General features: G+C 66.6%; 9 protein-coding genes. 4 read left to right on the top strand and 5 right to left on the bottom strand.

What is annotated here, in order from left to right:
- Window positions 1–157: 157 nt before the first annotated feature.
- From J7E86_RS01610 to J7E86_RS01595, 4 genes are all read right to left on the bottom strand, one after another.
- Entirely contained in the window at window positions 158–1,450 is a 1,293-nt protein-coding gene (locus J7E86_RS01610; RefSeq protein ID WP_215078966.1) for a sugar ABC transporter permease, read from the bottom strand.
- Window positions 1,447–2,235: an ATP-binding cassette domain-containing protein gene (locus J7E86_RS01605; RefSeq protein WP_215078964.1), complete on the bottom strand. Its 789-nt coding sequence runs from the start codon at window positions 2,233–2,235 to the stop codon at window positions 1,447–1,449. Before J7E86_RS01605 ends, J7E86_RS01610 begins: the two co-directional genes overlap by 4 nt.
- A 35-nt stretch (window positions 2,236–2,270) precedes the next feature.
- A complete protein-coding gene (locus tag J7E86_RS01600; RefSeq protein ID WP_215078962.1) occupies window positions 2,271–3,380 on the bottom strand; it encodes a substrate-binding domain-containing protein in 1,110 nt (369 codons plus the stop codon).
- Window positions 3,381–3,557: 177 nt separating this feature from the next.
- Window positions 3,558–4,757: an ROK family transcriptional regulator gene (locus J7E86_RS01595; protein WP_215079094.1), complete on the bottom strand. Its 1,200-nt coding sequence runs from the start codon at window positions 4,755–4,757 to the stop codon at window positions 3,558–3,560.
- Window positions 4,758–5,260: 503 nt separating this feature from the next.
- Between J7E86_RS01595 and J7E86_RS01590 the strand changes: the two genes are divergently transcribed.
- A complete protein-coding gene (locus J7E86_RS01590) occupies window positions 5,261–5,398 on the top strand; it encodes a hypothetical protein (RefSeq protein WP_215078961.1) in 138 nt (45 codons plus the stop codon).
- A gap of 164 nt (window positions 5,399–5,562) precedes the next feature.
- On the opposite strand, the gene J7E86_RS01585 is transcribed toward J7E86_RS01590, so the two are convergent.
- Window positions 5,563–9,489: a polymorphic toxin-type HINT domain-containing protein gene (locus J7E86_RS01585; RefSeq protein ID WP_215078959.1), complete on the bottom strand. Its 3,927-nt coding sequence runs from the start codon at window positions 9,487–9,489 to the stop codon at window positions 5,563–5,565.
- A gap of 465 nt (window positions 9,490–9,954) precedes the next feature.
- On the opposite strand from J7E86_RS01585, the gene J7E86_RS01580 reads away from it, so the two are divergent.
- The 3 genes from J7E86_RS01580 to J7E86_RS01570 all read left to right on the top strand — a co-directional run.
- Entirely contained in the window at window positions 9,955–10,368 is a 414-nt protein-coding gene (locus J7E86_RS01580; protein WP_308312433.1) for a hypothetical protein, read from the top strand.
- A gap of 82 nt (window positions 10,369–10,450) precedes the next feature.
- Complete coding sequence (locus tag J7E86_RS01575) at window positions 10,451–12,055, top strand: trypsin-like serine protease (RefSeq protein ID WP_215078956.1); 1,605 nt, start codon at window positions 10,451–10,453, stop codon at window positions 12,053–12,055.
- A 212-nt stretch (window positions 12,056–12,267) separates the two neighbouring features.
- Window positions 12,268–13,312: SGNH/GDSL hydrolase family protein (locus J7E86_RS01570; protein WP_308312432.1), on the top strand; the 1,045-nt coding region annotated here is incomplete at its 3' end.

The following is a 13,312-nucleotide window of genomic DNA, read 5'->3' as shown; positions in this document are numbered from 1 at the left end:
AAAGGGCGTTTTCCCGTGACGTTCCCCGGCCCGGACGGACGGACCGAAATCGCCGGACGGGCTGGATTTCCAGCCCGTCCGGCGATTGAGGACACGGCACGGTCAGCCCGTCCGGCGATTGAGGACGCCGCGGCCCAGGGGCCACGGCCCCCAGACCTTACGCCCGCCCCGCGGACTTCTGCGTCCGGCGGGACACCGAGTCGATCACCACCGCCGCGAGCAGCACCGCACCGGTGATCATGTACTGGACGGCCGACGCGATGCCCAGCAGGGCCATCCCGGAGGCGATGGACTGGATCACCAGCACACCCAGCAGCGCGGACCAGGTCTTGCCGCGGCCGCCGAAGAGGCTCGTGCCGCCGATGACGGCCGCCGCGATGGCGTTCATCAGCAGGCTGCCCGCGCCGGAGGACTGGTTCGCGGCGTTGATCTGCGAGGCCAGGAACATTCCGCCGAGCGCGGCCATCGTGCCGGAGAGCGCGAAGACCGAGATCCTGACCAGGGAGACGTTGATGCCCGCCCGGCGCGCGGCCTCGACGCTGCCACCGAGCGCGAAGACCTTGCGCCCGTAGGGGGTCCGCCGCAGGACGAAGTCCAGGGCGACCACGACGCCCAGGAAGATCACCACCGCCAGCGGCAGGCCCTTGTACTCGTTGAACAGCCAGGCCACCACGTACGCGGGCACCGCCAGCGCCACCGTGCGCAGCACGATCTCGCTGAGGGGCCGGCTGGGTACGCCCGCGGCCTCACGCCGCTTGCTGTCGCGGAGCGTCAGCAGGAAGAACGCGGCCACGGCCAGCGTCGCCAGCCCGTAGGCCGCGGCGACGTCGCTGAAGTAGTGGTTGGTGAGGCCGGCGACGAGCCCGGAGTCGTCGAGGTTGATGGTGCCGTTGGAGCCGAGCACCTGGAGCATCAGGCCGTTCCAGCCGAGGAGACCGGCGAGGGTCACCACGAAGGCGGGCACGCCGATCCGGGCGAAGAAGAAGCCGTGCAGCGCGCCGATCAGCGCACCGGAGAGCAGGGCCACGACGAGCGCGAGCCACTCCGGCATGCCGTGGTTGACGTTGAGGACGGCGAAGACGGCGGCCGCCAGCCCGCTCACCGAGCCCACGGAGAGATCGATCTCCCCGAGGATCAGCACGAACACGATGCCGACGGCGATCAGGCCGGTACCGGCGGCGGTGACGAAGAGGTTGGAGAGGTTCTCCGCGCCCAGGAAGGCCGAGTCCTGCAGCCAGAAGACGGCGGCGATGATGATCAGGCCGACCACCACGGGCAGCGAGCCCAGCTCGCCGCTGCGCATCTTGCGGACGAATTCGCGCCCGTAGCCGGCGAAGCCCTCCTCGCGGACGAGCAGGCGCGGGTCGACGGCCGTGACGGCGCCCTCGGCGGGTGCCTGGCCGTTGCCGGTGGGCTCGGCACTGTCGGACTTGGACAGGTTCGTACTCACTTCTTACCCTCCGCCGTGCGGGCCTTGCGGCGGGTGACAGCGTTGTCGGTGGCTCCGGTGATGGCGGAGATGATCTCCTCCTGGGAGGTGCCGCGCACCTCGAAGGTGCCGTTGTTGCGGCCCAGGCGCAGCACCGCCACCCGGTCGGCCACGGCCTTCACGTCGGCCATGTTGTGGCTGATGAGGATCACGCCGAGGCCGCGCTCGCGCAGCCGCTCCACCAGGTCGAGCACCTGTGCGGTCTGCTCGACGCCGAGCGCCGCGGTGGGCTCGTCGAGGATGACGACCTTGGGCTCGCCGAGCAGCGAGCGGGCGATGGCCACGGTCTGCCGCTGCCCGCCGGAGAGCGAGGCGATGGGGATCCGGACGCTGGGGATCCGGATGGACAGGGTGGCGAGGAGCTCGCGGGCGCGGCGCTCCATCTCCACCTCGTCCAGCACCCCGGCGCGGACGATCTCCCGGCCGAGGAAGAGGTTGCCGACGACATCGAGGTTGTCGCAGAGCGCGAGGTCCTGGTAGACGGTCGCGATGCCGAGCTCCTGGGCGGCGTGCGGCCGGTCGACGGTGACCGGCCGGCCCTCCCACTCGATGACACCCTCGTCGGCGGGGCCGACCCCGGCGATGGTCTTGACCAGGGTCGACTTGCCGGCGCCGTTGTCGCCGACCAGGGCGACCACCTCGCCGGGATGGATCTCCAGCTCCACGTCGGTGAGCGCCTGGACGGCACCGAACCGCTTGGAGATCCCGCGCAACGCCAGCACGGGCGTAGCGGACACGTTCATCATCTCCTTCACCGCCTGGGCGGCGGACAGTGGGGGGCTTACTTCAGTCCGGCCTTGTCGCACTGCGCCTTGTACTTCGCGGTGCAGATCTCGGACAGGTTGAAGAAGCCCTCCTTGCCGACGTACTGGCCGATGTCGGCCTTGGTCAGGGCGAAGGGGGTGACGATGATGGCGGGGACCTTCTTCTCGGTGCCGCTGTCGACGGTGGACTTCGCGACGCCGTCGAGCTTCTTGCCCTGGGCGAGGGCGACGGCCATCTCGGCCGCGGCGTCCGCCTCGGGCTTGTAGGGCTTGTAGACGCTCATGAACTGCTCGTCGGAGAGGATCCGCTGGACGGCCGAGAGCTCGGCGTCCTGGCCGGTGACGGGCGGGAGCTTGTCGAAGCCGGCGCTCTTGAGCGCGGTGATGATGCCGCCGGCCATGCCGTCATTGGCGGAGTAGACGCCGACGATCTTGTCCTTGCCGAGCGAGGAGATGGCGCCCTTCATGTTCTCGTTGGCGTTCTCCGGCTTCCACTCTTTGGTGTCGTACTCCTTGCCGACCTTGACCTTGCCGTCGAGAACGGAGTGGGCGCCGTCCTTGTACATCTTGGCGTTGGGGTCGGTGACGGAGCCGTTCATCATGACGATCTCGCCCTTGTCGGCGTTGTCGCCCAGCTCCTTCAGGAGCGATTCACCCTGGATCTTGCCGACGCGCTCGTTGTCGACGGAGGTGTACGCCTTGATCGGGCCCTCGGCCAGCCGGTCGTAGGCGACGACGGGAATGCCCTTGTCGTTGGCCTTCTTCACCGAACTCGCTATCGACTTCGCGTCCACCCCGTCGACGATCAGCGCGTCGACCTTCTTGGTGATCATGGTGTCGACCTGCTGCTGCTGGACCGAGGCGTCCTGCTTGGCGTTCTCGTAGAGGACGGTGACGTCCGCGCCCGCCAATTCCTTGATCTTCTTTTCGATCAGCGGCTTGTCGAAGCGCTCGTACCGCGCGGTCTGATTCTCCGGGAGAAGGAGGCCGATGGTCAGCGCGCCCTTCGCGTCCTTCTTCTTGTCCCCGTTGCCGCCGGATTCCTTGGCGCTGCCACAGGCGGCGATACCGGCGGCCATCGAGACGGCGATGGCGGCCACGGCGACGCGGCGCAGATGCGTGTTCACTATGCAGATACCTCCCTGACGAGGCCGCGTCGTTGCGGCCGAGGTGGCTGGAAGTCAACTCGGCCGCCAAGGAAGCGTCAAGAAGTAAATCCTTAACGAGATGGCAACGATGCCATTCGTTATCTCCGTGAACTCAAAGACGGCCGTCGAGAAGCCGTCGGGAAAGCGTGACGGCCGTCAGGCGGAGACGGGGGCGTGCGCGGGCAGGGACTCGGCCAGGAGGTTGGAGTCGCCCATCTCGCTCAGTACGAGCGCGATGGCGCCCAGCACCTCCGCCCGGCCGCCCAGCGCGCCGGGCACGACCTCCAACTGCCGTGCGGCGCTGGGGATCGCGTAGCGCGAGACGGATTCCCGGATGGGGCCGAGCACCAGCTCGCCGGAGTCCGCGAGATCGCCGCCGAGGACGACGCGGCTGGGATTGAGGAGGTTGCAGAGGTTGGCGACACCGCTGCCGATGTGCCGACCGACGTCCCCGATCACCCGCCGGCAACCCGGATCGCCCTCGCGCGCGAGCCGCACCATGCGGTCCACGGTCAGATCGGTGCCATGGGCCGAATGGAGCAGCGGCAGGACGTAGCGCGCCGCGGTGAACGTCTCCAGGCAGCCGCGGTTCCCGCAGCGGCAGACCGGCCCGGACTCGTCCAGGGTGATGTGCCCGATCTCCCCGGCGGTGCCGCCCGGCCCGCGGTAGATCTGCCCGTTGATCACCAGTCCGGCACCCACACCACTGGCGACCTTGATGTACGCCAGGTCCGCGGCCCCGCGGCCCGCACCCCAGACCAGCTCGCCGAGGGCGCCGAGGTTGGCGTCGTTGTCGACGTGCACGGGCACGTTCAGGCGGGCGGCGAGGTCGTCACGGGGGTTGGTGCCCGCCCAGCCCGGCAGGATCGCGGTCGAGCCCAGCGTCCCGGACTCCACGTCGATGGGCCCGGGCACGCCCAGCCCCACTCCGACGATCTTCGACGGGTTGATCCCCGCCTCCTCGATCAGTCGCCTGACCAGCGCTTCCGCCCGGTCGAGCCCTTGAGCGGCGGAGGCGTCCACGTCCAGCGGCTCGGCGTCCTCGGCCAGCACCCGGTGGGCGAGGTTGCCGATGGCCACCCGCAGATGCGTATGGCCGAAGTCGACGCCCACGACGATCCCGGCGTCCCCAGAGAGCGAGACGCTACGGGCCCGGCGCCCACCGGAGGAGGTGGGGGTGACCTCCACCGTCCCGCCGTCCTTCAGCTCCCGCACGATGTTGGAGACCGTGGCCGCCGACAGCCCCGTGGACCGGGCGATCTCCGCCTGGGTGAGCGAGCCCGCCATGCGCACCGCGCGCACGACCCGCTCCAGGTTGGCCCGGTGCAGCGACGACTGCGACCCCGGAGTCTCCACGCCCATCCACTCCCGCCTCACGGGGCGGCACGACGGCCGTCCCCTCGACCGAACCACAGCACTGGAGCCCGGCCATCCGTACAACATATGAACTCTAAGCTGAGCTGTCCGGAGTAGATCCCGTCAAGGTTCTGAACGGGATTGAGGCCTCATCGTACGGAGGGCGCTCAGGTAAGCGATCAAGGAGCGGCCCGGCCTCCGTGTGTCCAGGTCGCCGAAACATGCAACCCAATCGGCGTCACCGCTGGTGTCTGCGGTCGTGTCCAACTCCGCCGTCGACCCCAAGCCATCGACACCGACAACCTCGAGACTGCCGCTCAGCGTCGAGGATGAGGCTCTGACACCCCACCCGCCGCAACCGTAACCCACTGACGTTGCCATCACCGTTGCCGTCAAGCTCCCCAGAAGCCCCACCCAGCATCCCTCCCCGGGCGGGGCCTCCTTCTATTTCAGTCTCGCTGAGGCCATTCCGAGTCGCACGTTCCCCGATCCGTCAAGAAGGAATGCAGTTCATCGAAGAGGACGGCAACCGCTTCGCTGCTTTCCCTATGCGAGGCCGCAACCCAGAAGTCGCCGACCTCATCTGGGTAGGCGATTCTTATTACCAGAACCTGCCACGCGAGATTGGCTCCAAGATCTGACCTGACAGCTAGCCACTCACGAAACCCTTCGAGGAATCTCCATTCGGTCGCGGCATCCATGCCGGTCACAAATGCAGCCACCTCGCCGAATGTGGTCAAGCCGTACAAGTTAGGACGCCTACGAGCGTCGGCAATCCTGCCACGAAGATCCATGCTGTCACCTGCTATCTAGGAGCTGGACTGAAGACGAGGTCGTCGCCATATTCGAAGTTAGCCCGATACTGATCAATTGCTTCGCCTCGCCTCCCGGTTACGGCGTCGAACACTCGACCATCCTTGACGACGACATCGTGGTAATTCCACCCGCTGTCTATGCCACGATACTTACCGAGCTGCGGCGCACCATACTTATCAGTGATTCGCATGATGTCTCCGCCAATGACCGACTGAATATGGTCGGCAACCTTCTCACATCCCCCCGTTCCGCAAACCTGCGATGCAGGCTTCGGTTTCCAGGACGCTCCCAGGTCCGGGCCACAGGGATCGGAATTGTGCACCAGAACCGGCGTGCTACCTGCGAGTACATAGTATGTATGCAGGTCATCAACGGTCAGATTGTAGGTCTTGGCGGTTTTCGCAAAGGAGCGATTTCCCTCAACCTTGACAGCGCTTCCGTCGGCAGCCTTGAGGGTCATGCCCGGACGGAGCTGCGCAGCCTCGACCCAGCTCTCTTGCGATGGCGACCAGAAGGGGTGCTCATAGGTGGCAGTGAGACGTTCAGCACCCTGAGGAGTCTCTATGGTCAACTCATTGAAGAATTTGTCGTGCTCAGTGACGATCAGATCCGTCACCTTACGCTGGCCTGTCTCACCACTGACAGGATCCGTGGCAGTCACCAGGTCGCCGACCTTGATGGACTCGATGTTCTGTGTCGAGTTATCCGCCATGAGAACCTTAGTGCCAGCAAGGAAGCACGTGGCGCATTCTATCCCTCTCCTTCCGACCCGTGACCCTTTTACCGCGCCTTCGACGCCCTCCTCCAGCTTTTGAACTGCCCTGAACCTGCCGATAGGCAGGATCGACAGCGCAGCCAGCGAGCACTTACCCAGCCCGGGATTCTCCGCACAATCCTCGATATCGCCGATCGGAGTGAGGTTCCAGAGGAGGATTTTGGCCAGGCCCGGGTCAGGCAGCTCCTTGTCCCAGACCCACTCGCCCGGCCCCCTCGTGCAGGCCATGCCGCTCAGCTCATTGCCGGCATGGAGGGGCGTAGAACGACAGACCCTCTTCTCTTTCTCCTTCCGCTCCTTCTCCTGCTGCTTCCGCCGTTGCTCGGCCAGCCGCTGCGCTTCGGCCTGCTCCGCCTGGCGCTTCTTCAGTACATCTTTCCAAGCCTCGGCGGCGAGAGCCTTCGCTTCCTTGGCGCCTTTACCTGCGGCCAGGGCGGAACGGTGAGCATCGTCTGCGTACCCAGCCGCCTCGCTGGCCGAGTCACGGGCGTAGTTGGCCGAGAACTCGGCCTGGGCTGCGGATGCAGTGGCGTCATCGGCATCTCGATCGGCAGCGGTGGCAGCGTTGCGTGCGGTAGTGGCGGACTGCGCCGCCTTGGCGGCAGAGTTCTCCGCCTGGCGCGCCGACTTGTCGGCGTCGGCCGCGTACCCCTTGGCCTGGTCAGCCGACTTCTGGGCCTCGCCTGCCGCCTTCTGCGCATCAGCCGAGGCGCCCTTGGCGACGGCAGCGGCCTTGGCGGCTATCCAGCGGTTCTCCTGGGCCTTGGCCTGGATCTTGGAACCTTGGTCGATCAGAACCTGGAGCTGGGCGATATGAGTGGCGGCGAGCTGGTCCTTGCGGTCGGCCATGTACTGCCCGACCTGGATGAACCTGTGCAGTTTGTCCGCAGATCCGGACAGGGCGACCTTGGCCGCTGCCTTCACCTCCGGACCGCCATCGTTGACAAGTCTGGAAGCCAGCACCAGTTCGTCATCGTTCAATGCCTGGTACTGCCCGTTGGATATGAAGGCAGCCAAGACCTTGGGGTCCTTGCTGGCCATGGCAGCCTTGGCTGCCGCCTTCACGCCAGGTCCGCCGGCGCTGTTGACCTGCGAGACTCGGATGTCGTAGTCCGTAGCTCCGGCCGTGTACTGACCGGTGGTGTAGAAGTCCCTGATCTGCTGATCGCTGCCCTTGAGCGCTTCCTGGGCAGCCGTGCGGACGGATTCGTAGGGGCTCTGAACCGAGAGATCGACGACCTGCTGACGCATTTCGTCCAGCCCTGCCCGCTCCCAACCGCTGCGCAGGTACTCCATGACGTCGCTGTCCGTGCCGGCCAAGGCCTGGGTGGCGGCTTCTTGACCGAAGGGCCCTCGGATCTTCAGTGCCCGCAGTGCGAGGTCGCGGCCCTTGGCGGCGGTCGCCTTGACATCGACGTCAGGCTTGGCTGCTTCCGTGCCCAGAGCCTTGGCGGTGTCGTCCAGCTTCCTGGCCTCTAGCGCCTGGGCGGCAGCGGTGGACGTGAATTTCTCCGCCTGCGCCTTCTCGGATTTGGCGCGCTCAATACCAGCCGCAGTGCGAGTGGTGAGGTCTTCCGCCTCAATCTCTCGCGCGACCGCGAAGACATTCTTGGCCGTCGAGACCGCCATGGTCGCCGCGTCGGCTGCCTGCTTCGCCGCGTCGGCCTGCTTGGCCGACTCCGTAGCCGCGTCCTTCGCCTCGCCCGCGTGCTTGGCAGCATCCTCTGCGGCATCTGCCGCCTTGTTCGCATGGTCAGCGGCCGAGTTGGCCGCGTCCCGCGCCTCGTAGGCGGCACTGGCGGACTTGCCGGCCAGTGACTCGGCCGCACTCGCCGCGCGGTGCGCCTCCCGTGCGTGCCGACGAGTCTCCGCGGCCGCTGCCTTCGCCTCACCCGAGTGGATTCCTGCCGCGTCCGCGTACCCGCTCGCCTCATCGGCGGCATCGGCTGCGGCGTCGGCGTTGGCGCTGGCGCTCCGCGAGGCCTTTGCCGCCTCCCGAGCAGCCGCGGATGCATTGCCCGCCTGCGTAGCGGCAGCGGCCGACCTCTTCGCAAGACCCGCTGCCGCGCGTGCCTGCTTCGCGTAGTTCTTGGCGTCCTCCGCCTTGCCCGCATCCCCTGCGGCGGCTATGGAAGCGTTGTACGCCCGGGTGGCTGCCTCAGCCGCAGCATTAGCCGCGCTCGCGGTCTGAGCAGCGGCCGTGGCGGCGATACGAGCCGAGCGCTGGGCGGCGTTGGCCGCGCCGATCGCCTGCTGGGCGGCGCTGGCAGCGGCCCGTGCCGCGTCAGCAGCCTGTTGGGCCTTGACAGCGGCTTTCTTGGAGTCGTCCTTCGCCGCCTTGGTTTCCTTGGCCGCCTTCGCCGCGGATTCCTTGGCCAGTTCGGAGGCCGCAACCGCACGGGCCGACGCGTTCTGAGACGATTCGGTTGCCTGTTCCGCCCGGAGCCCGGCCTTCTCGGCCTGCTCGGTGAGCTCGGCGATGGTGGCGTGCTCCTGGTCACGGTTGCGAGCCGTGAACTGGCCCACCTCCAGGAACTCGACCCTGTCCGCCGGGGTGCCCTTGAGCGCGAGCTTCCCGGCAGCCTTCACATTCGGGCCTCCCGCGCTGACGATCCCTGAGACGAGAATCTCATCGTCCGTCTCGCGCGCGTCGTACTGGCCGACTTCAAGGAACTTCACGATGTCAGCAGGCGAACCTTTCAGTGCCGCCTTGCCTGCTTCCTTGACGCCGTTGCTCCCGTAGTAGACGATCCGGGACGCCTCGACGCGCTGGTCGTTCTCAAGAGGGGCCTTCCAACCATCCTTCAAGAACGCCTGCAGGTCCGCCGGAGTGCCCTTCAGCGCCTTCTTCGCAGCTTCCCGTACCTGAGGACCACCCACGTTGAACACGCGGCTGGCGTCAATGTAGTCGTCGTCGTACTGGATTCCGTCCTTGGCCGCGAGGAACTTCTTGATGTCCTCGTCAGTACCCAGGAGCGCCTCTTCAGCCGCCCTCTTGATACCGGGCCCGCCGTTCGTCCAAGAGTTGACTATCAGGCCGCGATCCAACAATCGCTGCCACTCTGCGCCCTCTGCCTCATCCGCCGCTGCGACCGGCGCGGCACCAAGGAGGCCCGCAACGAGGGCCACAGGAAGCAGCACGGCACAGGCATTACGCAGGCCTGACAGCCCTCGTCCTCTTGTCCGTGAGTCTCTGGGAGGTTGTGGCGCTCCAGTTCTGGAGCGTGGTCGCTGTCTCATGCAGCGGTCTCTTTTCTGCTCGGTCCGGGACGAGGCAAGCCACACACCGGCGTCGGGCCGCACCGCTTCGCGCGGCCGACACACAGTGCGGGCGGCCGCGGATCGAGAAATGCGATGGGCGCGACCATCCCCCCCGAGATGCCGCAACTCCCCTCAGGCCAGGACTAACTGAGGGAACGTAGGAGTGCATCATACATATGCTTTACTACGGACATCGCAGAGCGTCACACCCTGACCCCAACTCGTGAACCGGAGATGGTGAGCATGGCAATGCTTAATGTCCGAAAAATACTTACTTCTGGCGCCATTGCGGCAGTTGCCCTTGTTGTGGGCTTGACGACCTCGTCAGTAGCTCAGCCTGGACCGGTGCAGGCCGCGCCCTCGGCCGCCGTCGCCGGATCCGGCGACACCGACATGCCCTTCGCCGTCGAGAAGTTCGAGTACCCCGATTCAGCCAAAATCCTCAAGGAGAAGGGGATCGAGCTGTACAAGGGCGACGGGCGCATCACGCTGACCGACTGCTCGAACACCCACGACATCGAGGTCAGGTCCCGGGTGGGGAAATTCTGCTTCGCCGTCAAGGGCAAGCAGGGCCGCCTTCTCCTCAAGCTGCCCGATGCGTATGGCATCTGGACGGAGGACCACCCCGTTCAGGCCAAAATCACCGTGGACGGCAAGGACACCCTGATCGACGCCCCCAAGAACGACTACAAGCCGTTCGGTGAATCCGTTGACACGACCAAGCGCGCCGTCCTGCTGGAGCTCCGCGTCACTGGCTGAGGCGTACACGCCGCCTAAGGAACCCGACTCCCAGTCGGCCAGCGTCACACAGCGAAGAGTTCACTGAACAAGGAAGAAACACATGTCTGCCAGACGTCCGCGCACAGCGTGGCTCGCAGGACTGCTCTTTACCGCTGCCACCGCGAGCACGCTGACGGCCGCCCCGGCCCACGCCATCGTCGGTCAGCCCGTCAACGACTCGTTCGCCTTCACCGCCAAGCTGGACATCGGCGCCGAGGGCAACAAGCACGGCTGCTCCGCCGCCCTTGTGGCACCGCAGTGGCTGGTCACCGCCGCCAGTTGCTTCGTCGACGACCCTGCTCAGGGCCTCAAGGTCCCCGCTGGCCCGCTCGCGCCCAGTCTCAAGACGACCGCCACCATCGGCCGCTCCGACCTGACCCGGGAAACCGGCAGCGTCGTCGACGTCGTCGAGCTGGCGCCCCGCGATGACCGCGATTTGGTGCTGGCCAAACTCGCCAAGCCCGTAGCCGGCGTCTCACCCGTGAACATCAGCCCCAACGCGCCCATCAGCGGCCAGGACCTCTGGGCATCGGGCTACGGCCGCACCAAGGACGAGTGGGCCCCCGACCGCCTGCACTACGCGAAGTTCGCCGTAGGGGCCGTCGACAAGACCACGATCGGCCTCGCTCCCAAGACCGAGGGCACGGCGATCTGCCAGGGCGACACCGGCGGGCCGACCTTCCGTGACGTCGGCGGCCGGTTCGAGCTGGCCGGCGTCAACAGCCGCTCCTGGCAGGGTGGGTGCCTCGGCACCGACGAGAAGGAAACCCGCACGACCGCCATCGACACCCGCGTCGACGACATAGCCTCCTGGATCCAGACCACCACTGCCCCCCGTGACCTTCTTAAGGGCAAGAAGTGGACCGAGGCCAAGCACCTGGTCCCGGGTTACTTCACCGGCGGCGCCCCCGGCGGCAGCCGGCACATGGACCTCTTCGTCACCTGGGCGGACGGCTCGGCCAGCATCTTCCAGGGCGCCGACAACAACGACCCGAAGTATCCCTTCACCGCCGAGCACAAGATCTCGGGCAGCGGTTGGAAGGGCGCCAAGACCGTCTCGGGCGGCAACTTCACCGGAAGCGGTTCCGACGGGCTGATGGTCAGTTGGGAATCGGGAGAGGTCACGTGGTTCTCCCACGTCGACCAGAACGGGTTCAGCAAGGAAGAGCAGCTCAGGCCCGCCAACGCGACCTGGAAGGATTACGCCACGCTGACCACGGTCGGCAGGTACACCGCCAACGCTCTGCGTGATGACGTGCTCGTCGTCTGGAAGGACGGCTCTATTTCGCTGTTCCCCGACCTCGGTACGAACAAGCTGATGGGCGAGATTCAGCTGCAGAAGGCGCTGCCCGCCGGCACCTACATCACGCAGGTCAGTGCCGGTGAGTTCACCGGCAAGGCGACCTCCGACCTGCTGGTCCGCTGGCAGAACGGTTCGGCCAGCATCTTCCCGGGCGTGACCCCCTCAGCCAAGCCGTTCCACGACGAGATCCAGTTCCGTCTCGCCGATTCCGCGTGGAAGAACACCTTGTCGGTCACGGCAGGAGCCTTCGCCGCCAACAACCGCCCTGGCGACGTCCTGGTCCGCTGGAGCGACGGCAACCTCGGCCTGTACCCGGCCGTGGACGCGGCCGGCACACATGGCGAGGTCGATCTCCTCAAGTAGGGCGAGCCGCATCGTCGGCCTGAGGGCCGCATCGGCAGGCATTCCCGGCGGCAGCGTCCCGGAGTGTCCTCCCGGAATCACCATCGGCTTCTGAATGGGGCTTGTCGCGGCTTGGGCCGCGGCAAGCCCCTCAGCCGAACAGGCATTGCCCCGACCGGAATCGTCACGCTCAGCCCGCCTGAGAAACCCGTGACGCTCTCACATCGGAGGGCGTGATTCCGTTTGTCCGGAGGCAGGCATGGCAGAAAGACATTCCTTTGATCAAGAGATCCCATCCCCATGCCGGGGAATCACGTCCCGGCCAGCACCACCTGTCGGGGCGACGGGCGCTTTCACCACGCACCCCGGCACGACTGGCCAAACGCGCCCTCGTCGCAACACTGACCGTCGGCGCACTGACGGCAGGCGCACACCTCGCGTCCGCCGCCACCAAGAAGGCACCGTCGCCGAGGCCCAGCGCCGACAGTCGCCCGGCGGCGCCCCCGGCGGCTCCCGACGCCTTCGCGAAGAACTGGAAGGTGCCACGGCTCGCAGTGATGCCTCTGGGTGACTCGATCACCCATGGCGCCGGCAGCTCCAACGGCGCCGGCTATCGCGACGACCTGTGGAGTCAGCTGGCTCCGCACACGAGCAATCTGGACTTCGTAGGGTCCCAGCGGAACGGCAAGCTGCCCGACCCCGACCATGAAGGTCACTGGGGCTGGAAGATCGGTGGCCTGTCCGCCAACATCGACCGATGGCTTCCGGCAGCAAAGCCGAACACGGTGCTGCTCCACATCGGCACCAACGACATGCACGACAACTATCAGGTGGACACGGCTCCCCGACGCCTCGGCGAACTCGTCGACAAAATCACGTCGGCCGCCCCTGACATGACCGTACTGGTCTCCTCGCTCGTACCCTCCGCGGACGCCGGGACCCAGCAGCGGATCGAGCGGTTCAATGCCGTGATCCCACAGCTGGTCGCTGAGCGCCGGGCCAAGGGACGGCACGTCGGCTTCGTCGACATGGGCGCCGTCACGACGCAGGATCTCGATGACGACCTCCACCCCAAGGACAGCGGCTACGTCAAGATGGCGGACGCCTTCTACACCGGGGTGGCTCAGGCCGCGGCCGACGGCTGGATAAAGCAGCGTGTGGACATCAGGCCCGGAACCCCGCCCCGCAAGGGACCGCCCGGTGACTACCGGGTGGACATCAACGGCGACGGGAAGGCCGATTACCTCGTCGTCCAGGACGACGGCGTCGTCAACGCCT

The organism is Streptomyces sp. ISL-11, assembly GCF_018614525.1.
Classification (GTDB): Bacteria; Actinomycetota; Actinomycetes; order Streptomycetales; family Streptomycetaceae; genus Streptomyces.
This window is presented reverse-complemented; position numbering and strand designations above follow the sequence as displayed.

Bases quoted from the DNA above. Each gene is read 5' to 3' on its own strand.
- J7E86_RS01605 (WP_215078964.1), bottom strand. From the start codon at position 2,235: ATGATGAACGTGTCCGCTACGCCCGTGCTGGCGTTGCGCGGGATCTCC.
- J7E86_RS01590 (WP_215078961.1), top strand. From the start codon at position 5,261: ATGCAGTTCATCGAAGAGGACGGCAACCGCTTCGCTGCTTTCCCTATG.
- J7E86_RS01575 (WP_215078956.1), top strand. From the start codon at position 10,451: ATGTCTGCCAGACGTCCGCGCACAGCGTGGCTCGCAGGACTGCTCTTT.